This window comes from Paenibacillus sp. FSL M8-0212 (assembly GCF_038004645.1).
In the GTDB taxonomy this organism is placed as follows: Bacteria; Bacillota; Bacilli; order Paenibacillales; family Paenibacillaceae; genus Paenibacillus.
This window is the reverse complement of record NZ_JBBORP010000001.1, coordinates 6,044,477-6,070,219: the sequence shown is the minus strand read 5'-3', so window position 1 is coordinate 6,070,219 and position 25,743 is coordinate 6,044,477. Positions and strand designations below refer to the sequence as shown.

The following is a 25,743-nucleotide window of genomic DNA, read 5'->3' as shown; positions in this document are numbered from 1 at the left end:
AGGGTGTCCCACGTGACAACATCACGATTATTATCGTTGGAGCATTGGAAAGGCTGGCTGTGGGCCATGATCCGATTCGTTCTGATTACCGGGCTTTCCTTCGTGATCCTGTTTCCCATATTTCAGAAGGTTTCCACATCCATCAAAGCTAAAGGTGATCTATATTCGGCAGTGGTGGTATGGATTCCACAGAACTTCTCCATCGACAATTTCAAAGAGGCGATACGCGTCATGGATTACTGGGCAACGCTGTTTAATACGTTTGCCCTGTCTGCAACAACTACACTGCTGACTACAGCATCCTGTGCACTTGCAGGATACGGATTCGCCAGACTGAAATTCAGGGGAAGCAACTGGCTGTTTGCTGGTGTAATTCTGACGATTCTTGTACCGCCAACGACTATTCTCATTCCGGTATACCTGAATCTGAAAAGCTTTGATCTGATGGGGCTTATGACGCTTATAGCCGGCAAACCTGTTAATTTGCTTAATACCTATTGGCCGTTTATTCTGACGGCGATTACGGCCAATTCACTTAAGGCCGGTTTGTACATCTTTATCTTCCGGCAATTCTTCAGGGGTATTCCGAAGGAAGTGGAGGAGGCGGCCTATGTGGACGGCGCGGGCATCGGACGAACATTTTCAAGAATCATGCTGCCCAATGCCATTCCGTCCATGGTAACAGTCATGCTGTTTTCCTTCGTATGGCAGTGGAACGACAGCTTCTATACGACGACTTATCTGACTTCAAGTAAAGTCATGTCGACCCAGTTATCGTCCCTTCCGTATAATCTGGCCCAGCAGGTTACCGACGGTGCAGCTTCCCAGGCCGATCCATTCTATCTGAGCATGATCCAGGATACAGGAATTCTTCTTGCCATTCTGCCTTTGATCGTCATCTATTTGTTTGTGCAACGATATTTCGTAGAGAGTGTAGAGCGTACGGGAATCGTCGGTTAAGTTAAGTTCTTCTGTACGTTTGGAGTGGGATCAGACTGGGAAGAGGGAGGAGGAACTTCATGCAACATTCCATCTGTGAAAAGGGGGCATGTAACGATCTCATGAACGTCTGCTCACAGCAGAATCGCGATCCTTCCCTACGCAGGATCCCCCTGCTGGTATGGAACGGGCTGCGGGAGCGGGCGCCGACCTGAGCGATCTGTTTGATCAGAGATACTCTGACGGAGCATATTCGCATTATTGCAAGGCAATATATCAGATCAGGAGGAATTAAAGTGAAGAAGTTCATGACATCTTGTAAACTTGTACTCATTCTGGCTTTATTGATCACAATTGCTCCATGGGGAGGCAGCCGTGCCGAAGCATGGGTGGGCATGCCGATGGGCAAGCTGCACGTAAACGGCAAAAACCTGGTGAACAGCAACAACCAGCCTGTGCTACTGAACGGTTGGCATCAACCCTCAGGTGCCTACTGGACGTATCAGGACAGCAATTATTATCTCAATCTGCACGGCAATAACCGTCATGCAGCTACACTGGCTTATCTGAAAGACATTACCGATACTTTTGCGGACACCAGCGCGAAGTACGGAAGCAATCATGGCTGGAATATGAATCAGGTACGTCTGTTCATCGATCGTCAGGACATGGGAGATGTTGCTGCTGGTACATATAACTTTGCCGGTGTGCAGACCGTTACGCAAAATGTAATTATTCCGTACATTCAATATGCCAAAACAAAAGGTGTCTATGTTGTCTTGGGACTGGACTTCACATTGAAGGATGATCAGGCAACAACACCTGCCAACCTGCAAAAATTCAACGAAATCTGGGGTTATCTCGCTTCACGCCCGGAGATCAAAAGTGCAGACAACGTTCACTTCGAACTGATCAACGAACCAGTGAAATCCTATGCGAATGGACATTGGGGTGGATACAACGGGGAAAATGATTTTGTGGATCACTGGAATGACCTGCGTAATTTCCAAAATTCCATGATTTCAACAATTCGCAGCAAAGGTGCGGACAACGTTATCTGGGCGGCAGGTCTGGGATACAACCAATTTTACAGCTTGACGGCAAGCCATCCATTGACTGATCCGCTCAACAACTATGGGTATGCGGTTCACTGGTACCCTGGTTATGGCGCATATGACAACTTCTCCATCCTGCAAGACCAGTGGAATACCAACGTGAAGGCAGCCGCTGACAAATATCCGATTAACATTACCGAGGTAACCTGGTTCAAAAACAAACCTGGCGATTCGGCCTATTGGAACTTGTTTAATGGCAGCAATGAAGGTTTTGGTACCAATACCAAAACAATCTTCAACGCAGCAGGCAATGTAAGCATTGCAGCTCATATGAACGGATTCATTCTAAGTGAAGGACCACGAAGCTCCTTTGCCGACCCAACGGCTGGACTGAAATGGGATGGAGATGCTTCACGGAGTGCCATGGGACGATTCCTGTTTAACTGGTACCATGAACGTGCTCAGACTTACCCGGGCAGTGGAACAGGTGGACCAACAACAGGTCTTGTATCCGGTGCAACCTATAAAATTGTAGCCCGGCATTCCAACAAGGTTATTGATGTCCCTGGTGGTCTAAACGAAAACAATCTTCAGCTCCAGCAATGGAGTGATCTGGGCGGCAACCCTCAGAAGTGGGTTCTGACCTCGATCGGCAACGGTAACTATACACTGACAAGTGTGAACTCACCGGACAAAGTCATCGACATTCGCAACGGTACCAACACCAATGGGGAAGTGGTCCAGCTCATGAGCAATCTGAACACAACCGCTCAGCATTTTAAAGTGAATGACCTTGGAAACGGATACTGGAGTATCATCAACGTGAACAGCAATAAAGCGATTGAAGTGGCGAACGCTTCGACTTCGGATGGTGCCAAGTTGCAGCAGAACACCTACACAGGTGCAACAAACCAACAATGGAAATTTGTTGCCGTTAGCAATTAATAGCACAACGTTAAACAAAAACCTCCCCAAGTCATTCCATGTCTTGGGGAGGTTTTTTGCGTTTATTTTTGATACTTTGGGATGGAAGCCGTGCCAAGGTAAGATACAACTATTTTTATGCGCTAACCCGCAGACTGACAATTATTTTCAAGCAAGCATTGTACGCTACAGTATGTAAATGTACCATAAGGAAGAAGTTGTACCTTCACCAGGAAGAAATGCCCGGTGTATCATTGAACAGCTACCTTATCACAGAGAAATGTAAGCGCTTGATAAAAAAGGGAGGGTACATATGCAGCTCCTATGGTCCAAATTTTCACCCGTGTTCCGCCGATTCCTCATTTCGTATCTCATCATCCTGATGATTCCTCAAATTGCGGGATATGCCTCTTACCGAGCTTCCATTGAAGCAGCACGTTCCAGCTCCATCGAGAACAGTTTGAAGTCGCTGAGTCTTGGCAAGGAGATCATTGAGCGAAATCTTCTTCAAGTTGAAGCCTTTACCAGACAGCTTGCCGCCAATCCCGATTTGCAAAATTTAATTGCTGGCCCGAAGCCGCGTGATCTCTACAATGTCTACGGTATGAACCGTATGCAGCGGAGCCTCTCCATGTACAGCAGTACCAATGATTACTTGTCCCATTTCTTCATTCACATTCCCAACTACAATGCCATCATCACACCAAGAACTGTGTATTATCGTCCGGAGCATTATTATGCAGCCAATCAGCTGGATGGTATGTCGTATGAGCAATGGCATAACCAAATTCTCAAACAGCCTCACTTTAATGAAATCATACCGCTTCGAAACTATAAACGTGAAATACTCGGCACTGTGCTTGCAGACGTTCCCGCCATTACGTTTCTGCAATCTCTGCCTTTGAACAGCTTCAACAAACCGCAAGCGACGATTGGTGTCATGATTGATCAGGATCAGATGGCCAGCCTTACTCAAAATATTGTGGATCAATATGGCGGCTGGACTCTCGTCACCGATGCGGAAGGGCAGATCATTTTCTCCCTTGGTATTGAACAGGCCGAGGCCGAGCAAATGGCACAGAGTCGCCAGAGAGAAGATAACGCTGCGGAAACGGAGCTAAACGTGCAGAACGTACAGCCTGGAAGTGATGGTCGGCTGCTGATATCGATACAGTCCAGTCAAAATGGATGGAATTACATGGCAGGGATTCCAGAGAAAGCACTCATGACAAAAGCGGACCCAATCAAACAAGTCACGCTGGTCTTTACTTTGGCAACCATTGCCTTGGGACTGTTATTCGGGCTGGTTCTGGCCTATCGGAATAGTGCACCCGTATACAGATTGTTGGCCTCTTTTCGGGAACAAATCACCGATTCCTCAGGCAAACGGGGCAATGAATATGATTTTTTGGCAAGCCATATTAACAATCTCATTGCTAATAATGACTCACTTAAAAACGCCATGAATGAGCAGATTCCGTTATTGAGAGACGGTTTTATCAAACGTTTGTTAACCGGAGAAGTCTATACCTCACTTGAGTTGGAGGTTATATCATCCCAGGCGCACATTTCTCTTCATAGCAGCAAGGGCTTGGCAGGCTTAGTGAAGGTAAACGGATATGCCAATCTGGACAGTGAAGAAACTATCCATGAACTGGGTGTCGCGAGGCTGCTCATCAAACAGGTACTTACAGAGTGGAATGCGCAGCTGCTAATCACGGATTGGGGAACAGACCAGATCGCTTTTGCCTGTCCAGTGGATGTGAACCAACTGAATGAAGCTATAGGGAGATGTGAAAAAGAGCTGAACAGCTTGATGGAAGTAATCTACCGGGAGCATCGGATATCTACAACAATTGGCACAGGTGCAGCTTACGAGGTTTGGAATGATGCAGGACGTTCCTTTGACGAAGCCAAACAAGCTCTGGATTATGCCATTCATATGGGAACAGATCATCTGGTGAGATTTGAAGATACGATGAAGGAAAATGAAATGTTCTATTATCCGATTGAGTCTGAACAGCGCTTGCTGAACACGATCAAAGTCGGTGAGCCTGAAGAGGCGATACGTATTCTGGACCAATTATTTCTTCGTAATTTAGAGGAGCGGGAACTGTCCTACGAGATGACACAGCAGTTCATCATGGAGCTGAAGGGGACTTTTCTGAAGCTGGACGAACCCAAATTCAAGCTGGATGCCTCCCTGCTGGAGGATTATAAATCTCGGTTGACATCCATTCAGATGACAGAAACGATTACTTCGCTGCGGGCAAAATTCAAACGGTTAACAGAAGACATCTGCGGTGATTTCCAGAGAAGAAGAGCAGGAGCACATGCGGATACTGTAAACGAAATGATTTGTTTTATCCAACATAATTATGGGGATGCAAACTTGACGATTTACCGGATTGCCGAGCACATGAGCAAGTCCGAGAAGTTTATATCCCAACTGTTCAAAGAACACACGGGAGAGAATCTTTCCGATTATGTAGAACGGGTACGCATTGATGCTGCCTCGAACTTGTTGCACTCCACTGGTCAGACCATTGACGAGATCGCGGAGGCCACCGGGTATAACAGTGCACATTCATTCCGCCGAGCTTTCAAGCGGGTACGCGGCATTTCTCCGAGTGTATTTCGGAAAATGGACGTTCATAGCGGTTAATGTAGGCTGTTTCTTGGGAACTATATTCGCTTTTTGTACTTTCTCAGCGTAACTGTACCTTTACGCATCCCCAGCGCAATCTTATGATTACTCAAAAAGTAAGCGCTACCAAATTGAGCTGGAGTTCAGCACGATTGGGAGCCAAGAATGGGGGGATGATTCTGAGAACCACAATAACCAGTGAATCAAAGTCCGTAAAGAAACCAAGTAAAGCGTTTGCCTTGAAGCAAGCATTATCCAGAAGCTGGAGGCGACATTGGCAGCTATATCTGCTGATCCTGCCACCGATTGCTTACTTTATTATTTTCAAGTATGTACCCATGGTGAATGCGGTCCTGGCATTTAAAGATTACAACGTCATCAAGGGGATCTGGGGCAGTCCATGGGCCGGAACCAAGTATTTCGAATTGCTTTTTAAAAATCCGGCGTTTGTTATGCTGATCAAGAACACGCTCTACATTTCGTTTTACAGCCTGATCGTTGGTTTCCCGATTCCTATATTACTGGCGCTGGCGCTGAACGAAATTAAAAACATACGATTCAAAAAAACAGTACAAATGGTGACGTATGCTCCATATTTCATCTCTACCGTTGTTATGGTCTCCATCATTATGCTCTTTCTGTCTCCTAGGCTGGGTATTGTCAACACGATTGCAGGTGCCCTTGGTTTCGAAGCGGTGAATTTTCTCGGTGAGCCTGGACTGTTTCGATCCATCTACGTATTCTCCGATGTGTGGCAGGGAATGGGGTACTCCGCTGTGATATATCTAGCTGCTCTGGCAGGTGTTGATCCATCCCTGTATGAAGCCGCCAAAGTGGACGGAGCCAACCGAATACAGAAAATCATTAATGTTGATCTGCCCGGACTACTTCCGGCAGCCGTCATCATTCTGATCCTGAGTGTAGGGAATATCATGGCTGTTGGGTTCGAAAAAATATATTTGCTGCAAAATCCGCTCAACCTGTCTGCTTCGGAGATCATCTCCACGTATGTCTATAAAATAGGATTGCTGAACGCCAATTACAGCTTCGCTACTGCAGTTGGCCTGTTCAACTCGGTGATTAACCTGATTCTGCTATTAATCGTAAACGCGGTCGCCAAGCGACTGTCAAATACAAGCTTATGGTAACGGGAGCGAAAGGAGGAGAACCAACCCATGCCTAACACACAGACAAATGCAGGTCGTTCGCGGATCAAGAGCAGTAGTACGATTCGTGAATCCTGGGGAGACCGCGTATTTATAACGGTTGTTTACTTCATGCTGACTGTGGTGCTGATTGCCGTGCTGTATCCCTTGATCTATATTGTGAGTTCTTCGCTCAGTAGCCCAGCTGCCGTCTCCTCGGGAAAAGTCTGGTTGTGGCCCATTGACCTGACGTTTGACGGTTACAAGTCTGTATTGCGCAATGATCAAGTCCTTACCGGCTATGCCAATTCCCTTTTCTATACAGCCTGCGGCACCTTCATCAGCGTGGCACTGACCATTATGATTGCTTATCCATTATCCAAAAAATCGTTTGTTGGCCGCAGCTCGTTAATGATGTTTATTACCTTCACCATGTTGTTTTCAGGCGGTTTGATCCCTACTTATCTGGTGGTCAAAACCATGGGGCTGATTGATACCCGCTGGGCGTTGCTGATTCCCAATGCCGTCTGGGTATGGCAAGTCATCATTGCCCGTACCTTTTTTCAGAATTCGATACCGGAAGAGTTGTCCGAAGCAGCAGACATCGATGGCTGCAGTGACATCCGGTTTATCTTCAGTATTATCCTGCCACTCGCCAAACCGATTATCGCCGTGTTGTCACTTATGTACGCCGTCGGTCAGTGGAATGCATACTTTGACGCCCTCATCTACTTGAAATCACAGTCGCTCTATCCGCTACAGCTGATATTGCGCAGTATTCTTATTCTGAACAGCAGTACGGGGAACATGGATGCATCGGAAATGATCAAACAGCAGCAAATGGCTGAACTCATGAAGTACTCGTTAATTGTGATGGCCAGCTTACCAGTGCTAATCATTTATCCTTTTGTTCAACGGTATTTCGTGCAAGGTATGCTAATTGGCTCAGTCAAAGGATAAGTTCATTTTTTTCTACTATTCATGAGGGAGAGGATTGTATTGAGAAAAGCGGGATTCATCATTCTTGCCTGTATGCTGTTTACCTCGTTGGTACTTGCCGGATGCTCGAGTTCTAATAAAGGGAACGGGGAAGGCAGCGATCCATCAGGCAAGACGGCCATTAATGTGTTTGCCCACCAGGGTTCGGATACCAACCTGTCCACTAATAAATTCACGAAGAAAATGGAAGAAAAGTTTGATATTCAGTTCAACTGGACTACGGTTCCATTCGACGGTGCAGCGGAGAAAAGACAGATTTCACTGGCTTCCGGTGATTACCCGGACTTGTATCTGCTCATCCCTTGGGTAGATCGTTTCTCCCAGACAGACTTGTTGAAGTTTGGTCAGCAGGGGGTTATTTTGCCGCTGAATGATCTGATTGATGAGTATGCCCCCAATATTAAAAAAGTGCTTGAAAGCAATGACTATTATCGGGCCATGAACACCGCTCCAGACGGAAATATCTACGGTCTGACGGGGCTGAATGAATGTTTTCACTGTTCATACCCAAACAAGATGTGGGTCAACACCAAATGGATGGAACAACTGGGCCTGACCGAACCCACGACGACAGAAGAATTTAAGGAAATGCTTCGGGCATTTAAAACGAAAGACCCGAACGGGAACGGTAAAGCCGACGAAGTACCGCTAAGCGGTTCGACTGAAAATTTCGGTGTGCACATTATTCCGTACTTGATGAACGGTTTTATCTATGACGACGATCGGAATTATCTCATTGTCAATCAGGGGAAAGTGGAGACCGTAGTGAACAAACCGGAGTGGAAAGAAGGGCTTGCCTATATTAAATCCCTGTACGATGAAGGGTTAATTGATCCGGGAGCCTTTACTCAAAACGTGGGTGCTTTCAAAAAAATCGGTGATAACGCCGATGCACAGCTACTTGGTGCAGGAGCAGCGATGCATCCATCGTTATTTGTCACGACTGCCGAAGGTTCACCTTACGGGAATGATTACAATCCCATCCCTCCATTGAAGGGACCCTATGCTGCTTATGCTACGTACAACTATCCGATTGATCCCGGAGCGTCCTTTGTACTGACAAACAAAGCCAGTGAGGAAACGCAGATCGCCGCCATAAAGCTGCTGGATTATATCTATACCCAGGAAGGAACCATGGCGTCATATCTGGGAGAAGAGGGCGTAAGCTGGCGCAAACCACAAGAAGGAGAAGTGGCGCTCAATGATCAGATAGAGCCGTTATATAAAGCCATTCCGCTTCCTTCTGGAGAAGAACCTCGTAATGACAGTTGGGCTGCATTGAGTCAGTACAATCATTATCAGGCATATCGGGACTCCGAAGTACAGGGGACAGACATCTATGCCAATGATGGTGGTGAGCGACGTCTCTATGAGGCGACATTGTTAATGGAGGGCAAGGAACCGAAAGAGATTTTCCCTCATTGGGCATTGTGGGTAGATCCGTCCCAAGCTGATGAAGCCAGCATGATGCAGACCAATCTCAAGGATTACATCGATCAGAACGCCCTGCAATTTATTACAGGCGCCAAAAGTCTGGATAAGGATTGGGATGAATATGTGAAAGGCCTGGAGGGACTGAACATTAATCGATATCTGGAGATTATGCAGTCTTCCTATGATACTTCTTCTGTTTCCAAATAATTAAAGTATCTGAATTATACAGAGCGGGAAAAGTTAATGTCTGTATTTGCACACCCAAACGTTCCCGGTTCGCAATCAACATATGCGAGCCGGGAACGTTTTTTATTGATATAGATTAAATCGTAAATTTCAATGCATCCTTCTTAAAATTCTATGATTGAACCTGTCCTGCAGGCCAAACGTTCGCAGGACAGATACAACGGCTCGTGCATATCTGTTTAGTACATGCGATATCTTCCGCTTAGAGCCAGCATACTGAAAAAATACAGACAATTGTCGTAATAACGTCGTTCTCCCTGACGCAGAGGTGTGTTCCAGAACTTGCGAACGAACGAGTCAGCATGTGGACCGTCCGCAGCCAGTGAAGCCATGGCATTGGTAGCCAGTAAACCTACAGGATGCAGTGAAGGTTCGTCAAAAGGTTCACCCTCAATGGTATAACGACGATAATCGGACATTTCAATATCACTGAAGAAGGACTGAATCCGATTGGATTGATCGATTTGCCATTGATCCTTGCGGAACCATTCCCAGTCCAGCGCTATATTCGCAGCAACACGGTAGGCATCACTGTAAAAATGTCTGAAATCACCATGCGGCTGTATTGGAGCCGGAGAGCCGTCATAGTTCGCATATTCAGGTGAAAGTCCGGTTACGGGATGGCAGGCTGTATACAGATAAGCCCGACTAGCAGACGCCGCTTCTTTCCAAAAAGACTGATCTTCTTCATCCGCATATTTCGCGAATAGTTCATAAAAATGAGGCAGATGGTAGGAGGGGTCGCTAAACGGTGTTTCTGGTATGAATTTGATCAGTTTCGTTTCCGGGTCCCACATCGGGTCACCTTCGCCGTTCTTGCCCTGATGTATACATGCACGAAGGATCTTGCGGGCTTGTGCCTTGTAATCATAAGGTTCAGCGCCATCGCCCCAGCGGTTGGAAGCAAAAAAAAGCGCCATGGCAAAAAACTCCTCACCATCAGGTGCAGGACCTTGCGAGAGTCGGGTACCGTCAGGTTTGCAATGCCAAGCGAAGTAATCTTTGTATCGACCCTCGGTATGTTGCATAAACGTGTGGGAGAAATTCCAGATTCGATCGAATTCTTCCTTTTTGTCCATCTGAACAGCCATCATCATGCCATAGGACATGCCCTCGGATCGAACATCGAGATTACCGGTGTCCAGCAAATATCCCTTGTCCTCACCCATAGGGTAATATATTCGAGTATTTTCATCGCCATAAAATAGCTCGTTCCATGTTTCTTCCAATCTATTCGTGATCTCATGCTCATCGTAGCCTAGCTTCAAAAACAGATTTGTATATGTACCCGTATCCCACGCGCCTTGACCCGTGATATTCATGAGTATCCTCCTTCATTAATGCGGTTTTTCAAAATTATAACATGGAAATATTATACAAATTAAAGCGTTTACATGAAAAATTATAGGTGTTCTGATCTGCATGTGATTGTACTCAACTTAAAATGATATATTAATTAAAATCCTATACTTTGTCAGGTTGTTGTAAAATTATGTAAGGGATACACTTTGGGAGAAGGATCACATCTGATCTAATAATAATACAAGCTGTGATCCTTTAAATGTTGTTTGAGGATGGTCAGAATCTAACCGGAAGGATGTGATGATGATTTATGCTCCAGGATTCAGGAGATGCAGGTGAAAACACGGAATTCACTGCACCGCGCGATCCAGTTGGAGTGACAGCGTCGGCAGTCAAGCCCGCAATTGATTTTGAATCACATGGATATCGCGACATGATTGGCCGATCTCTTCTGAACAAAGGAAATAATGTCAGATTAAACGAGCCATTGAGAAGGCAAAAAACGGCGAACCTGTCGTTATCGCTTATATTGGAGGCTCCATTACCCATGGTGCTGGTGCAGTACCTATTCATCTCCAAAGTTACGCTTATCGGTCGTATGAGTCGTTCAAGTTTATGTTTGCGCTTTCAAAAGATAGTCCGATTCATCTGATTAAAGCAGGTGTGGGTGGAACTCCTTCAGAACTGGGGATTGTACGTTATGATCGGGATGTGCTGAGGGGAGGTGCCGTTCAGCCGGATATTGTCATAATCGAATTCGCGGTCAATGACGCAGATGATGAAACCCAAGGTAAATGTTATGAGAGTCTGGTACTCAAAGCACTTACTGCCGATAACAAGCCAGCGGTCATCTTGTTATTCAGTGTATTCGAAAATGACTGGAATCTACAGGATCGTCTCGCTCCGGTAGGCTGGCATTATGATCTGCCAATGGTAAGTGTGAAAGATGCTGTCGTAGATCAGTTCAACAAGACAAAAGGTGAAGGCAACGTTATTTCCAAAAAGCAATTTTTCCATGATATATATCATCCAACTAACATAGGGCATCGAATTATGGCCGATTGTTTGGAATATTTGTTCGACGTGACGAATCGTTCTGAGTGGGATGAGAAAGATCATGATATTGAAAAAGCTCCGCTAATTGGAAATGAATTTGTTAATGTGAAGCTGTTGGATCGGAAAAACGGCAATAATATTGCCCGAATCGATGTAGGCTCTTTTTGTAAAACAGACACGGATCTGCAGATGGCTGAGATGGATGCTCATGACTATGGTACACCTCAGTTCCCCAACAACTGGATGCGTACAGGAGAGGGAGAAGAGGATCAGAGCAGCTTTCGGATAAGTTTGCAGTGCAAACGCCTCATTCTGATCTTCAAGGATTCTGGTAACGACGAATTCGGAACCGCACATATCAAGGTAGATGGGGTATTCGTCCAAAAGGTCGATCCGCGTCAAGTGAACTGGACCCATTGCCATACCACACTTCTGGTTAACGAAGAGCATGTGGGGGAGCACTCCATCGAGATCGAAATGGCGGAAAGTCACGAACATAAATGCTTCACCATTCTGGGTTTTGGCTATGTGGATTAACTGAAGACTGATAGTCACTCATATGTTCGGAGGAAAAGAGAATGGAATTGATCTCACCAGCAGTAACGGGATATGACCAGTATCGGGAGAATATACCACGTGGAGTCATGGAGACGGTAGAGTATCCTTCCACCACGGTTGGCAATTCCCGTAAAGCGATGGTGTACACCCCACCAGAATTTTCTTCGACAACGATGTATCCTGTACTTTTTCTTTTACATGGTATTGGTGGAGACGAAACCGAATGGCATACTCACGGTTCTCCGCAAATTATTCTCGATAATCTGTACAACGATAACTTGCTTGAGCCGATGGTTATTGTTTTCCCCAACGGTCGCGCAATGTCGAATGACCGAGCCGAAGGAGACCTGTTTGAACCTGAGAAAATCAAAGCATTTAAACGGTTTGAATCCGATCTGCTCAACGATTTGATACCATACATGGAGTCGAACTACCCTTTGCATAAAAGCCGGGATAAAAGGGCGATCGCTGGTTTATCCATGGGCGGAGGTCAATCCTTAAATATCGGATTAAGTAATCTAGACCATTTTGCATGGATCGGTGCTTTCTCCGCAGCTCCAAACACCAGAAGTCCGGAGTTACTTGTGCCCGATCTTTCGAAAGCGCCTTCATTACTCTCGCTGTTATGGATCTCTTGCGGTGTACAGGACAATCTTATTGAGATTAGTCTTGGGGTTCACCGATATTTGGCTCAACACGGAGTACCCCACATTTGGCATGAGGAAAGTGGAGGACATGATTGGCCCGTGTGGAAGAACGATCTGTATCTGTTTTCGCAACGTCTTTTCAAGTGAATTTGCTGAAAAACATTCATATCGGATTGTAGCATCAACCAAATCTATTAAAATATCAGGAGGTATCATCCATGTTCAAATTTGGCAAAAAATTAATGACCGTTGTTCTCGCAGCTTCCATGAGTTTTGGTGTCTTTGCAGCAACATCCAGCGCTGCAACAGATTATTGGCAAAATTGGACAGATGGTGGAGGAACGGTCAACGCTGTTAACGGATCAGGAGGGAACTATAGTGTAAACTGGCAGAATGTAGGTAACTTCGTTGTCGGTAAAGGGTGGACATATGGCACGCCTAATCGAGTGGTCAATTACAATGCCGGCGTATTCTCTCCTTCAGGTAACGGCTATCTCACTTTCTATGGTTGGACCAGAAACGCTCTAATTGAATATTACGTGGTGGATAGCTGGGGAACGTATCGTCCGACTGGAACGTATAAGGGCTCGATGACTAGTGATGGCGGCACATATGACATCTATACAACGATGAGATACAATGCACCTTCCATTGATGGTACTCAGACTTTCCCTCAGTATTGGAGTGTTAGACAGTCCAAGAAACCAATCGGAGTCAATTCTACCATCACGTTCAGTAATCATGTGAATGCATGGGCGAGCAAAGGGATGTACTTAGGCAACAGCTGGTCTTACCAGGTGATGGCAACAGAAGGTTATCAAAGCAGCGGAAGCGCAAACGTGACAGTTTGGTAAAAATGATGTAATGCAGTTCAACGTCTGCACCTGCATTTGAATTCAATTTTCCGGAAGCGTTGAGGAACGTTATTCACCAGATCTAACGGACCTCGACGTTGCCGGATTTAAGCTTAGCAAAGGAGAATAATTGAATGAGGAAGCTGGTATGGTTAACTTTAATCGCTATAGTTGTTAGTCTAAGTGCTTGTTCAGCAAGTAATACCAAATTAAACGATGACCTGGTATTTGTCGAAGGGGGAGCCTTCAAGAGCAGTAAGCCGAGTCAGATTGATAGGAATGAAACGCTGGATTCCTTCTATATTGGTAAATACGAAGTAACTCAAAAAGAATGGATGGAGGTTATGGGGGAAAACCCTTCTGGCTTCAAGGGAGATGACCTGCCTGTTGAAATGGTCAGCTGGTATGACGCAGTGGAATACTGTAATCAAAAAAGTATAAAAGAAAACCTGAAACCTTATTACAATATAGACAAGGACAACCAGGACACGAATAATCAGAATGAAAACGACAATATAAAATGGAATGTAACGATCAACGAGGATGCCAACGGTTACCGTTTACCCACAGAGGCAGAATGGGAATACGCTGCAAGCGGAGGGCAAAAGAGCTTAAATTACACATACAGTGGAAGTAATAATCCTGATGAAGTTGCTTGGTACTGGATAAATGCCGGCGACAACATTCTGACGGGTGACTGGAGCTGGCCCGCTATTGAGAGCAACCGTAATCAAACCAAAAAAGTCGGAACTCAGAAGGCGAATGAGTTAGGAATCTATGATATGTCTGGGAATGTGAGAGAATGGTGCTGGGACTGGTACAGTGATTCGGAGAGTCCAAATCAAACTTGGCGAGTTGTGAAAGGCGGAGGCTGGATCGGCGGTGTTAATAACAATGAAATATCATTTCGAGGCAAATTTGATGCGAATGGTTTTGGTCCCGATCAAGGATTCCGTATTGTACGTGGAGAATGAAAAATCTTTTTCCTGACAGTAGATTACTTCTGAGCTAAACCTATACTTTGTCGGGTGAAAACCTATAGTTTATCAGGTTGTTGTACAAAAATGTAAGCGTTACACTTGAATTGTTATCCGGCGCTTCGCTACAATCGGAGCGTTCTAATCGTACGGTCTGATGAAACCATTTCCTATGTTATTGATTATTGACGATGAGACTGGTGGAAAATTTGTTCTCCAAGTTGTGCGAGCAGACAACAATCCTGCTGTTGTTCTGCTGTTTAGCGTTTTCACAGCAACTGGAATCTACCCATAGATATAGATAAAATACATGCAGCTGATCAAGGATAAAAGAGAGGTGAGCTAATGTACAAGGTCATTGTCGCGGATGATGAGCCATTTATGCTAGAAGGATGGAGAACGATGATTGACTGGCGAGCTTGTGGATATGAACTCTGCGGAACTGCAACGGATGGGGAGGAAGCACTTGCTTTATTCAACTCGGTTGAACCGGATCTTGTCGTCACGGATATTCAAATGCCTGTTATGGATGGTCTTGGTTTGATTCACACCTTGCGAGAAGATCTCGCCTACACCTCTAAAATTGTTATCGTTACAGGATACTCGGATTTTAATTATGCAAAGCAAGCCATACGGTATCAGGTCGATCAGTATGTGCTTAAACCTCTTGTTCCCGAGGAGATTCATCAAATCCTTATGGAAATGATTGAACCTCTGGACAAACGCAGAAATGAGCAAAAACAGAAAAATGGAGTCATGGTTACAGATGAAGCCTATGAAAATCATCTTCATGAATATCGAATAAGCGAAGAATATGATTTAGAGCAAATGATGAACATCTCCAAAGAGATCTTGGCGTTTATTGAGGCAGAAAATACGTATTCTATCGATATTGCAGTGAGTGCACTGCTAGAGAAAAGTGAAAAAGCAGAGGTTTCGTTGGAATGGATACATCATGTCATTCGATATATCCATGGGGAGTTGCTACGAAAATATGGAAAAAGAGAGGATTGCAGAGAAATACTATGTGCAAAAGAATGGCATGAGGCTGTGAGTTGGTCTTCCGGCACATTGCAAGATCTGTGTGTTCGACTGTCCGAGCAACTTTCCCAGTCTGAATTGAAGCAAAAGACGGGTACAGGAGGGCTTGTTGCAGAAGCAGTGAATGAATTGAAGCAACACTATCGAAGTAAAATTAAATTACAAGATGTGGCTAATCGTATTCACGTTAATTCTGCCTACCTGGGTCAACAGTTCAAGCGGGAGATGGGGGTCAGTTTCAGTGACTATGTGCACCAGCTTCGTGTTGAGGAGGCCCGTAAACTCCTGCGACGTACCAATATGAAGATCACTGACATTGCATTCAGGCTAGGATATCATGATGCTGAATATTTCACCCAAAAGTTCAGAGCGCATACAGGAGAGCTTCCGTCAGTCTATAAAAACAAAAACCAAGGGTGATTATATGCGTCATAAATTCTGGATGTTCAGTAAGGTTAATGATATTCCTCTCCGATCCAAATTTCTGCTTATTTATGTACTTAGTATTCTCCTTCCTGTAATAACGATTAATATCTTCTTTTATGAACGAACCTCTGCGGATATCAAGATTAGAGAACAGGAAAATCTGCGTAAATCCATCGACAGGGCTGCGGGGGAACTGCTAGGCATGATTGATGAGAGCGTTGCCCTGAGCCGAATTATTGCAGCAGACGATTCGCTCTATGAGGCACTGGATCGGACCTATCACTCCCCCGTGGATTATTACAACGTCTACCATGCATTCCTGCGAGATAAATTAACACGGTACATGTCAGCGAATATTCTGGAGGTGCGTATCTATACGGACAACGATACCATTCAGACGGGCAGTCATTATATCGTGATGAAAGACAAGAATGTACTCCCTGGATTGAAACAGCTGAAATCCACCAGTGGAGGCATTCTTGTCGTTGATTATATTGAGCCATCCGGATTTAACGCGGGAAGAAGAATCAGTGTGATTGGCAAAATGGATACCTATACTTCCTATGCCAATTACAACAAGTATTCCAAGATTGATCTGGAACTTAGCCGGGTGTACAGCATTTTAAATCGTGAATCAGACAGTCTTCAGCTGCGTCTGGTGGACAGCAACAATCGAACTGTCGTTTCAAGTGGGGAGTTCAGCGAAACCGACTTATCCCCCCTTGATAATGAATCAATGCTTAAGGAATCTGGAGATTCTGCTTACACGCTCGAAAAATCGTTGGGGAATCTAGCCTACCTAAAGGGTTGGAAATTGATTGGAGTTGCCGATACGCGTCACCTTGACCACCTTTTGCAAGAAGCCTTTAAATCAATTCTGGGGTTGCTCGCATTAAGTATCGTGGTCCCCTCTGTATTGATCTACATTATTTTGCGTTCCTACCACTATCGGATTCGCAAGTTATCCAGACATATGGAGAAGGTTCGCAATGAACGATTCGATCTGATTGAAATTCACGAAGGCCGCGACGAAATTGGCGGGCTTATTCGTACATTTAACATCATGATTGGCAAAATTCATACGCTGATTAATGACGTATATAAACTGGAAATCCGTCAAAAAGATTTGGAGCTGGATCAAGTAAGGACTGAATTGTCCATGCTTCAGAGTCAGATGAATCCCCATTTTTTATTTAACACATTAAATGCCTTGCTGGTCGTTAGTACGAAGAATGGATATACGGAAGTAATTGAGATTATTAAAAGTCTGTCCAAGCTGATGAGACAGTTGCTCAGTCATTCTGACAATCTGATTCCTTTGCAAGAAGAGCTGGAATTTACGAATCTTTATCTCCAGATTGAGAAGTTTCGCTTTGGAGAGCTGTTTGATTACACCTTTCAGGTTGATCCTGATGCAGTTTCGTTGCTCATTCCCCGCATGAGTATTCAACCGCTCGTTGAAAATGCATGCAAACACGGCTTGCAGGCGCGAAAAAATGGAAGAGAGATCAAGATAACGGCGAGACGAAATGCTTCTGAACTGGTGATTCAGGTGATCGATAATGGAATCGGTATGGATGCAGGGAGACTAACCGAACTCCTGCGAGATATTCGTTCTGAAAGACCCAGGAACGGCGAGCACGTAGGACTCCGTAATGTCTACCGCAGGTTGGAACTCTTTTATGAAGGAAATGCGATATTTGATCTAAGCAGTGTACCCGGAAAGGAAACCATTGCAGGGTACCGTATACCGATCTCCAAGCTGGAACAGAGGAAATAGGAGGTAAACTCTCATGTATAAAGTACTGTTAGTCGATGATGAACCGTATGCCATTGAAGGGTTACAGCTTCTGATCAATTGGGAAAAGTATGGTTTCGAAATCAGAGGTGTGTGCGCCAACGGTGAGGAAGCCATTCGGATGATGGAACAAGATCGACCTGATCTCGTGGTGACAGACATTCGTATGCCTGTCATGAATGGGCTGGAACTCGTAGAAGAAGCACGACGATTGGATCATGAATCTGTGCTGTTTGTCATCACGAGTGGATACAGTGACTTTAATTATGCCAGACAAGCTATTCGATTAGGTGTCTCCAACTATCTAACCAAACCCGTTGACAGTACAGAAGCAGAGGATATGTTGGTCCGTCTCCGTGTGCAATTGCAGGAGCGTGAGAACCAGGAGCGCATTCGGGAACAGGCAAACGAGCAAAGGATCAAAGCATTTTTGTCCGTACTGATTAAGGATAAGCAGAATATATCGGAGCAGGAGATGTCAGAAATCCTTCCTCATTTAAACAAGTCCCATTGGGCATACCTGCGGATAGCTTTTCAGGGAGATATTCAGGAAGCCTGTTCAGTAGCCGAGCAAACGGGTGATGTAACAACTTGTTGTTATGTGATAGACAAAACAAGAGACTCATTGGGGCTTATATGGGGGGAGCATTTGAATGATAGAAATGAGAAGTCTGAAGCAATTAAAGGCTTTGCCCAACGTTTGATGAGCAACATGCAAAATAACGGCTGCGAAGATATTCATATCGCGGTTGGTTTAACGGTCAACAAACTGGAGCATTTATCTGAATCTTTCCGCTCCGCTCAGGAAGTTGGGCGTTATTTGTTTTTTAATCAAGAGCGTCTTTTGATTGCCGAAGAAATTCAGCTGGAGAATTGGCAGTTTGATCCGGAAACACTGTCAGAGGTGGACCATATTAGCGAATTGCTTGAAAACGGTTCTGTAGAGGAACTCTCGAGTTCCATTCGTGGTGCCTTTGAAATGTTTATACAGATGAAGGCTGCCCCAGAGATTGTACATATTTTCTCTACTCACATTATATTCCGCGGACTGTCCCTGTGTAGAGAATTAGGAGGAGAACCTAATGCTCTAATGAACGAATTGGCAAGCGGAATTCTGGAGAAGGGCCATCGAAATATAGAAAAGGTTGCTAACAATCTGGAACATTTCTGTTTGCAATGCAAGGCAGAACTGGCTATTTTCCGGGAGAGGCAACTTGGAGGCATTCAGGCGACGGTTGCTGAATATGTGCAGATGCATTACAGAGAGACATTTACGATTCAGGAGCTTGCAGAACGATTCTACGTAAATCCAGTCCATTTAGGACAGTCCTTTTTACGAAAGTACGGCAAGGGTGTCATCGAGGTAGTACATGATCTGCGAATGGAAGAAGCGAAGCGTCTCCTCCAGCAGACGAATCAAACATCAAGTGCGATTGCAGAGCAGGTAGGGTACCGCAGTTACCAGCATTTTCTCAGACACTTTGAAAAACGAACAGCCATGAAACCTTTAGAATACAGGCAAAAGTATGCGAATTGATCCATGAAAAAGAAGACCCCCTCCTGAATAAGACCTACAATTACAGGGGGGTAGACCTTAAATGTATATATTTTGTAACCGCATACATTTCTTCATACTAAAAACAGTAAGACATACCACTTCCAAGGAGGGCAAGTACATGGGGGGACTTAAGAAAAAGAAGCTTTGGGGTTCCGTATCACTCGTTCTGGCTTTGAGTTTGGCACTTGCAGGATGCAGCGGTGACAATGAGAAAACGACTACAAAGGATGGGAAAGAGGTACTGAATATCACGGCCTTTATCGGAACGCCAAATCAGGCGCCAGCTAAAGATAACCGAATCTACAAGAAGATCCAGGATGAACTCGGCGTTAATCTTGAGATGGAGTTTCTTGTGGGTGATCTTCAACAGAAGCTCGGCGTTATGATTGCCGGTGGCGATTTCCCTGACTTGATCACAGCAGATACCAAATTGGTATCAGCCGGTGCGGTTATACCGCTCGAAGATCTCATTGAAGAGCATGCGCCTAATCTGAAGAAACATTTCGGTAAAGACTGGAACCGGATGAAAGACTCCAGTGATGGACATATTTACTGGTTGCCTAACTATGGTGTGTATACAGGGGAGTTCATTAGTAACTATTATTCTGGTCCTGCATTCTGGATTCAAAAGTCCATACTGAAGGATGCCGGGTACCCGACTCCTAAAACGTTGGATGATTTCACAAAGTTGATCCGTGATTATGCAGCCAAGAATCCAACGATTGATGGTCAACCGACGATTGGTTTCACTACATTGGCTTCAGACTGGCGGACGTTCCCTTTGCTTAACCCACCTGAACATCTTACGGGTCACCCCAATGACGGGGGCGTAGTCGTAGATGATAGTGGAGTCGCAACCGTTTTTGCCGACAAAGATATCTCCAAACGGTATTATAAAGAACTAAACAATCTGTATAATGAGGGATTGCTGGATAAAGAAGCCTTTGTTCAGAACTATGATCAATATTTGGCCAAAATTTCTTCGGGACGTGTGCTTAGTATGTTCGACCAGCACTGGAATTTCCAAGCCGGCGAAGACCCACTCGTAGCACAGGGGAAAATTGGCCAGACATACGTAGGCTTCCCGCTTGTCTATGATACAAGTATCACAGATCATTATCTGGATCGTCCGGTCATTAACTTAAACAATGGTTTTGGTATCAGTAAAGATGCCGAAGACCCTGTCGCACTCATCAAATTCCTCGATAAGCTTATGGACGAGAAGTACCAGAAGCTCTTGTCATGGGGTGAAGAGGGTGTAGACTATCAAGTGAATGAAGAGGGAAGATTCTATCGTACACCAGAGCAACGGACAGAGCAGGATGACCCGGCATGGAGGTTGGTTAACAAAGCTGAAGGTTTCTACGCTGCTGCACCAAAGCTCGAAGGAACATTTGAAGATGGCAATGCAATTGGAGCGATCAACCAACCTGAGGAATTCTATGACAACCTCAAACCGGAAGATAAAGAACTCTTGGATGCATATGGCTTCAAAACGTGGAGTGATTTCTTCTCTCCTGCACCAGAGAATCCAGTGTACTATCCAGCTTGGCAGGTCGATCTGAAAGAAGGCTCTGATGCTGCGGTAGCGAACAAACAAATGACAGACACTTCATTGAAATTCTTGCCTAAAGCAATCATGTCCAAACCGGATGAGTTCGATAACATTTGGACTGAATATGTAGACGCTTACAAGAAAATCGATGTCAAATCCTATGAAGATCGAATTAATGACCAACTGAAATGGAGAATCGAGAACTGGTCTGTTAAATAAAAAAATGCGGCAATGATTCTCTCGGAAGGTACCAACCAAAGGATTACTCAGGCGAGTGCCTTCCGAGGACATCATGCTTAAAGTCGCTGCAAGCCAATAGGAGGAGTGAAAGATGGCGAACACGCCTGGAGCCATACCAGAGCAAACTACCCGTACAGTCGTTACCAAAGCACCACTGTTAAAACGATTGCGCGGACAAAGACAACTCATGTTCATGTCATTGCCCATCGTTGCGTACATTCTCGTATTCTCGTATTATCCCATTTGGGGCTGGGTTATGGCTTTTCAGAATTACAGTCCTGCGAAGAGTTTCACCCAGCAGGAATGGGTCGGGCTCAAACACTTTAAGTTTTTGCTAACAGACGATGCATTTCTTAACGTGCTTCGTAATACCATTGCGATGAGCGTCATCAATATGGTACTCGGATTTGCGACAGCCATTATATTTGCCATTTTACTTAATGAGATCAAACATAAGTTATATAAACGAACCATTCAAACAATATCGTATTTACCTCACTTTCTCTCATGGATTATTGTGACAGGTATCGTAGCAAGTTCACTATCTGTAGATGGTGGGATTGTGAATGTGGTACTCATGAAGCTGAATATCATTCAAGAACCTATCATGTGGCTTAGCGTTCCGGAATACTTCTGGGGCATTGTAGGCGCATCCCATGTATGGAAAGAAGTTGGCTGGAATGCCATTATTTATTTGGCAGCCATCACGTCTATCGATCCTTCCCTCTATGAAGCGGCAGAGATTGATGGTGCGAACCGATATAAGAAAATGCTGTATGTGACCTTACCCGGAATCAAATCCATTGTTATCATTTTGCTGATCATGAATATGGGTTGGATTTTGGAAGCTGGATTCGAGGTTCAGTATCTGTTAGGTAATGGTGTGGTTGTCGACTGGTCACAGACGATAGATATATTTGTCTTGAAATACGGACTACAGATCGGGAATTATTCTTTGGCTACTGCGGCAGGTATCTTCAAAACAGTAGTTAGTATCACGCTGATCTTTGCGGCGAATTCAATTTCCAAACGGCTCGGGGAAGACCGATTAATATAAGGGGGACTAGAGATGGGAATCAATAAATCTCGGCTTGAACCGATTGTCTTCCATACGTTAAATGGTATACTGATGATCGCAATCGCGATTGTTACCCTGTATCCGTTTGTGAATACACTCGCCGTATCATTCAATGCCGGTAATGACACCATCCGGGGTGGGATTTATCTGTGGCCTCGGGTATGGACAGATCAAAACTACAGAGCAGTATTTGCAGGAGGGACCATCTTCAGCGCCTTTGGTATATCTGTGGCGAGAACGGTTTTGGGGACAGTTTTAAGTCTATTCTTAACCTCCATGCTGGCTTACACACTAAGCCGAAAAGATTATATATTACGAAAGCCCATTACCATTACAGTTGTTCTTACGATGTATTTTAGTGCAGGTCTTATTCCAACTTACTTCCTAATGAAAGATTTGCATTTGTTAAACAACTTCCTGGTGTACATTATTCCTGGGCTGATCAGTGCCTTTAATATGATTGTTATTCGAACCTATATCCAGACACTACCCGAGGGATTGATCGAATCTGCCAAAATTGATGGTGCTGGAGATTTCAGAACATTCATTTCCATTATTCTACCACTGTGCCAACCGGTTCTGGCTACTGTTGCACTGTTCATAGCAGTCGGTCAATGGAATTCTTGGTTTGATACGTTTCTGTATGCATCTTCCAAACAAAACCTGAGCACGCTGCAATATGAGTTGATGAAACTATTATCATCTTCTATGAATTCCAACAGCAGTGCAGCCGTTGCCAATGGTGCAGATCTTGGCGCTGCGCGTAACATGGTCACACCTGTATCTATTCGGGCAGCGATTACGATTGTTGCCGCATTACCCATCTTAGTCGTATATCCATTTTTGCAGAAGTATTTCGTTCATGGCTTGCAGCTTGGAGGGGTAAAAGAGTAAACTTAATGCAGTTCCAGATAACCGATCAAAAACGGTCACTAGGTGACCGTTTTTTTATGTTTTTTTAAACGGCGGGCCGTAGTATGTCAATTGCACACGAATCTAACTTATTCAATAATGTTGTTGACAATTAAATTAAAGTTACTATAATTTATATTTACTTGATTCACCAGTCAGTCTCTTTTCAGGGTGCCACTGCGCGCGAAAGCCCTATATCAAGAACTGTCCACAGCGCCTGACCATCCCGAGCTCTTACCATTTTATCAAGGAGACTGAAGAGAAAATGAAAGTATTAATTGTGGAAGACTCCATTTTCGTACAGAAATTACTTACAAAGCTGATTGTTGATCATATTCCAGAATGCGAGATTCAGATTGCTAACAATGGAGAGCAAGGATACAACCTATTCAAGGAATTTCAACCTGATTTTATAACCACCGACCTGCTGATGCCTGGTTTGAACGGACAAGAAATGCTTCGAATGATTCGAGAAACGGATAGCAAAGTCAAAATTATTATCTTATCTGCAGATATTCAGAAGACAACTAGGGATGAAGTTGAAATGCTGGGCATTTCTGGCTTCCTGAACAAACCGTTAACCGCAGAGAAGGCAACTACCATGATTCAACTGATTCAGGCGGCCTATCATGCTGAATGATTTACAGAAGGATTTGCTGACTGAACTTGTGAACGTTTACGTGGGACAAGCGGCTAACATGTTGTCAGAGATTGTAGACAAGCGTATCGTTTTAAATATTCCGGAAGTGGAACTAATCTCCATATCCGATGTTGATCCTGGAGATCGAAGATACAACATTTTCTTCAGTGAAGGTCACCTGTTTAGATCATCCTTACAGTTTGGATACGAATTTCAGGGAAAAGCATTTCTGATGTTTCCTGTTGAGCAGGCTAAAGTATTGGCAAACATATGTCTTGGAGAACTGGGTGAGAGCGTTATACCAAACGATCCGAACCTGATGGACACGGATTTGGACGTTTTGAAGGAAGTTAGTAATGTCCTGCTTAACGCCATTATTGGAGAATTCGGTAATTTCCTGGAGATGAAACTGGAATACGTCCTGCCTGATATTGAACTGATCTATGTCACCAATTCCGATCAACAAATATTGCTTCAGAATGAAGTCTATGTCCTGGTTTTACATACCTCATTTTTACTTGCCGATACGGATGTGACAGGTATCATTGTTATAGCATTAAGTATGAACTCCATATCGAGTCTGCTGGCCAAAATGGACGCTTTGTTGGAGGCGGACAATGGATAATCTCATTTCGCAAGCTTTGAACAAAGCCCATATGGGAATAATGATCGTGGACAGACATTTGAAAATTGTTGTGTGGAATGCCTGGTTGGAACGTTTTACTGGCAAAAATTCAGAAGAGGTAATAGGCTTGAATCTGCTTGAGGTCTGCCCGCGGTTTAAGTCGAACATGTATCTAAATATTTTGCAAAATGCGCTGTATCATGGACAGAGCAGATTTTGCTCAAGCGCTTTACATAAGGCATTCATTCTTCCTAATGACGGAGAGGATGGGCAACTATACAGACAAAATATGCATGTTGAACCGCTCTATCATGAAGATCGCAGTTATGCCCTTATTCAGATTACTGACATGACAAACACAAACACCCGGGTATATAAACTTAAAAATCTGATTAAAGAACTGGAGACGGAGTACGCCAAAATCAAAATCTCCGAGAAAATCAGCAAACATTTGTCTTTGCATGATCCACTTACAGGTCTGCCTAATCGTCTTGCTTATAATGACCGTCTTGCCTGGGCTATCAGTCATGCTCAAAGAAACCATAATAAACTTGCCATTATGTTTGTGGATGCTGATGGGTTTAAACAAGTGAATGATACATATGGACACCATGTTGGTGATCAAGTGTTGCTGGAGATGGCAAAGCGATTAAGCGAAACGATTCCAAGTACGGACACAGTAGCACGGCTTGGCGGGGACGAATTCATCATTTTAAGCCACTTGAAAGATGATCACGATGCTGAAATTATCGCTAAAAGATTGGAAGCTGCATTCAGTACCCATTTCAAAATTGCCGGAAACTATATCAACCTTTCGATGAGTATTGGTATCAGCCTATTTCCCAAGCATGGACAGGAGCCTTCCGAACTTCTGAGACATGCGGATGGAGCCATGTACAAGATTAAAAAGAATGGCAAGAATGGTTACGGAATTTATGAACCTGAAAATGCATAAGAAAACTAAAAATGCCTTTTAATAAAGTTGCTACAATAGCAACTTTATTTGTGTACATAATTAACATAAGAAAAAATACGTTTTCTCCTATCAATAATATTTTTTTACATATGAAGATGAGAGAGTAGTTAT

The 25,743-nt window shown here is 44.3% G+C and carries 20 protein-coding genes; 19 read left to right on the top strand and 1 reads right to left on the bottom strand.

What is annotated here, in order from left to right; genetic code table 11:
* Positions 1-12 precede the first annotated feature (12 nt).
* The 6 genes from MKX68_RS26505 to MKX68_RS26480 all read left to right on the top strand — a co-directional run bounded on the left by MKX68_RS26505 (position 13) and on the right by MKX68_RS26480 (position 9,350).
* Positions 13-960, top strand: coding sequence for a carbohydrate ABC transporter permease (locus tag MKX68_RS26505; protein WP_105598719.1), 948 nt, complete (start codon positions 13-15; stop codon positions 958-960).
* A gap of 275 nt (positions 961-1,235) precedes the next feature.
* A complete protein-coding gene (locus tag MKX68_RS26500; protein WP_133384773.1) occupies positions 1,236-2,939 on the top strand; it encodes an RICIN domain-containing protein in 1,704 nt (567 codons plus the stop codon).
* A 292-nt stretch (positions 2,940-3,231) separates the two neighbouring features.
* Positions 3,232-5,583 carry a helix-turn-helix domain-containing protein gene (locus tag MKX68_RS26495; protein ID WP_340914701.1) on the top strand — a complete coding sequence of 784 codons (2,352 nt, stop codon included), beginning with the start codon at positions 3,232-3,234 and terminating at the stop codon, positions 5,581-5,583.
* Between the two features lie 275 nt (positions 5,584-5,858).
* Positions 5,859-6,713: an ABC transporter permease gene (locus MKX68_RS26490; protein ID WP_036671100.1), complete on the top strand. Its 855-nt coding sequence runs from the start codon at positions 5,859-5,861 to the stop codon at positions 6,711-6,713.
* A gap of 27 nt (positions 6,714-6,740) precedes the next feature.
* Entirely contained in the window at positions 6,741-7,670 is a 930-nt protein-coding gene (locus MKX68_RS26485) for a carbohydrate ABC transporter permease (protein ID WP_338594730.1), read from the top strand.
* Positions 7,671-7,691: 21 nt separating this feature from the next.
* Positions 7,692-9,350 carry an ABC transporter substrate-binding protein gene (locus MKX68_RS26480; protein ID WP_445671093.1) on the top strand — a complete coding sequence of 553 codons (1,659 nt, stop codon included), beginning with the start codon at positions 7,692-7,694 and terminating at the stop codon, positions 9,348-9,350.
* 218 nt (positions 9,351-9,568) lie between these two features.
* On the opposite strand, the gene MKX68_RS26475 is transcribed toward MKX68_RS26480, so the two are convergent.
* On the bottom strand, positions 9,569-10,711 hold the full coding sequence (locus MKX68_RS26475; protein WP_340914699.1) for a glycosyl hydrolase family 8: 1,143 nt from the start codon (positions 10,709-10,711) through the stop codon (positions 9,569-9,571).
* 454 nt (positions 10,712-11,165) lie between these two features.
* On the opposite strand from MKX68_RS26475, the gene MKX68_RS26470 reads away from it, so the two are divergent.
* The 13 genes from MKX68_RS26470 to MKX68_RS26410 all read left to right on the top strand — a co-directional run bounded on the left by MKX68_RS26470 (position 11,166) and on the right by MKX68_RS26410 (position 25,611).
* The gene (locus MKX68_RS26470; protein WP_340915517.1) at positions 11,166-12,284 is read left to right on the top strand and encodes an SGNH/GDSL hydrolase family protein; all 1,119 of its coding nucleotides are present in this window, start codon (positions 11,166-11,168) and stop codon (positions 12,282-12,284) included.
* Between the two features lie 41 nt (positions 12,285-12,325).
* Complete coding sequence (locus MKX68_RS26465; protein ID WP_339783912.1) at positions 12,326-13,099, top strand: alpha/beta hydrolase; 774 nt, start codon at positions 12,326-12,328, stop codon at positions 13,097-13,099.
* A 71-nt stretch (positions 13,100-13,170) separates the two neighbouring features.
* Positions 13,171-13,806: a glycoside hydrolase family 11 protein gene (locus MKX68_RS26460; RefSeq protein ID WP_338594745.1), complete on the top strand. Its 636-nt coding sequence runs from the start codon at positions 13,171-13,173 to the stop codon at positions 13,804-13,806.
* A 134-nt stretch (positions 13,807-13,940) separates the two neighbouring features.
* On the top strand, positions 13,941-14,780 hold the full coding sequence (locus tag MKX68_RS26455; protein WP_339783910.1) for a formylglycine-generating enzyme family protein: 840 nt from the start codon (positions 13,941-13,943) through the stop codon (positions 14,778-14,780).
* A 348-nt stretch (positions 14,781-15,128) separates the two neighbouring features.
* Positions 15,129-16,244 carry a response regulator transcription factor gene (locus tag MKX68_RS26450; RefSeq protein WP_340914698.1) on the top strand — a complete coding sequence of 372 codons (1,116 nt, stop codon included), beginning with the start codon at positions 15,129-15,131 and terminating at the stop codon, positions 16,242-16,244.
* 4 nt (positions 16,245-16,248) lie between these two features.
* On the top strand, positions 16,249-18,030 hold the full coding sequence (locus MKX68_RS26445; RefSeq protein WP_340914697.1) for a sensor histidine kinase: 1,782 nt from the start codon (positions 16,249-16,251) through the stop codon (positions 18,028-18,030).
* A gap of 13 nt (positions 18,031-18,043) precedes the next feature.
* Positions 18,044-19,585 (top strand): response regulator transcription factor, encoded by a 1,542-nt coding sequence (locus MKX68_RS26440; RefSeq protein WP_340914696.1) that lies wholly within the window; start codon positions 18,044-18,046, stop codon positions 19,583-19,585.
* A 139-nt stretch (positions 19,586-19,724) separates the two neighbouring features.
* The gene (locus tag MKX68_RS26435; protein WP_074095082.1) at positions 19,725-21,380 is read left to right on the top strand and encodes an extracellular solute-binding protein; all 1,656 of its coding nucleotides are present in this window, start codon (positions 19,725-19,727) and stop codon (positions 21,378-21,380) included.
* A 112-nt stretch (positions 21,381-21,492) separates the two neighbouring features.
* Entirely contained in the window at positions 21,493-22,458 is a 966-nt protein-coding gene (locus MKX68_RS26430) for an ABC transporter permease (RefSeq protein WP_084174602.1), read from the top strand.
* 12 nt (positions 22,459-22,470) lie between these two features.
* Positions 22,471-23,373, top strand: a complete 903-nt coding sequence (locus tag MKX68_RS26425) for a carbohydrate ABC transporter permease (RefSeq protein WP_017688457.1) — start codon at positions 22,471-22,473, stop codon at positions 23,371-23,373.
* Between the two features lie 283 nt (positions 23,374-23,656).
* Positions 23,657-24,031: a response regulator transcription factor gene (locus MKX68_RS26420; RefSeq protein WP_338594755.1), complete on the top strand. Its 375-nt coding sequence runs from the start codon at positions 23,657-23,659 to the stop codon at positions 24,029-24,031.
* A complete protein-coding gene (locus MKX68_RS26415) occupies positions 24,021-24,656 on the top strand; it encodes a chemotaxis protein CheC (protein ID WP_074095083.1) in 636 nt (211 codons plus the stop codon). Before MKX68_RS26420 ends, MKX68_RS26415 begins: the two co-directional genes overlap by 11 nt.
* Positions 24,649-25,611: a sensor domain-containing diguanylate cyclase gene (locus MKX68_RS26410; protein WP_340914695.1), complete on the top strand. Its 963-nt coding sequence runs from the start codon at positions 24,649-24,651 to the stop codon at positions 25,609-25,611. The genes MKX68_RS26415 and MKX68_RS26410 overlap by 8 nt, the downstream gene beginning before the upstream one ends.
* Positions 25,612-25,743: the final 132 nt, after the last annotated feature.

Coding starts and splice junctions, on each gene's coding strand:
- MKX68_RS26475 (WP_340914699.1), bottom strand. CDS start 10,711: ATGAATATCACGGGTCAAGGCGCGTGGGATACGGGTACATATACAAAT.
- MKX68_RS26425 (WP_017688457.1), top strand. CDS start 22,471: ATGGGAATCAATAAATCTCGGCTTGAACCGATTGTCTTCCATACGTTA.
- MKX68_RS26420 (WP_338594755.1), top strand. CDS start 23,657: ATGAAAGTATTAATTGTGGAAGACTCCATTTTCGTACAGAAATTACTT.
- MKX68_RS26485 (WP_338594730.1), top strand. CDS start 6,741: ATGCCTAACACACAGACAAATGCAGGTCGTTCGCGGATCAAGAGCAGT.
- MKX68_RS26440 (WP_340914696.1), top strand. CDS start 18,044: ATGTATAAAGTACTGTTAGTCGATGATGAACCGTATGCCATTGAAGGG.
- MKX68_RS26410 (WP_340914695.1), top strand. CDS start 24,649: ATGGATAATCTCATTTCGCAAGCTTTGAACAAAGCCCATATGGGAATA.
- MKX68_RS26460 (WP_338594745.1), top strand. CDS start 13,171: ATGTTCAAATTTGGCAAAAAATTAATGACCGTTGTTCTCGCAGCTTCC.
- MKX68_RS26430 (WP_084174602.1), top strand. CDS start 21,493: ATGGCGAACACGCCTGGAGCCATACCAGAGCAAACTACCCGTACAGTC.
- MKX68_RS26495 (WP_340914701.1), top strand. CDS start 3,232: ATGCAGCTCCTATGGTCCAAATTTTCACCCGTGTTCCGCCGATTCCTC.
- MKX68_RS26435 (WP_074095082.1), top strand. CDS start 19,725: ATGGGGGGACTTAAGAAAAAGAAGCTTTGGGGTTCCGTATCACTCGTT.
- MKX68_RS26480 (WP_445671093.1), top strand. CDS start 7,692: ATGAGGGAGAGGATTGTATTGAGAAAAGCGGGATTCATCATTCTTGCC.
- MKX68_RS26450 (WP_340914698.1), top strand. CDS start 15,129: ATGTACAAGGTCATTGTCGCGGATGATGAGCCATTTATGCTAGAAGGA.
- MKX68_RS26445 (WP_340914697.1), top strand. CDS start 16,249: ATGCGTCATAAATTCTGGATGTTCAGTAAGGTTAATGATATTCCTCTC.
- MKX68_RS26465 (WP_339783912.1), top strand. CDS start 12,326: ATGGAATTGATCTCACCAGCAGTAACGGGATATGACCAGTATCGGGAG.
- MKX68_RS26415 (WP_074095083.1), top strand. CDS start 24,021: ATGCTGAATGATTTACAGAAGGATTTGCTGACTGAACTTGTGAACGTT.
- MKX68_RS26455 (WP_339783910.1), top strand. CDS start 13,941: ATGAGGAAGCTGGTATGGTTAACTTTAATCGCTATAGTTGTTAGTCTA.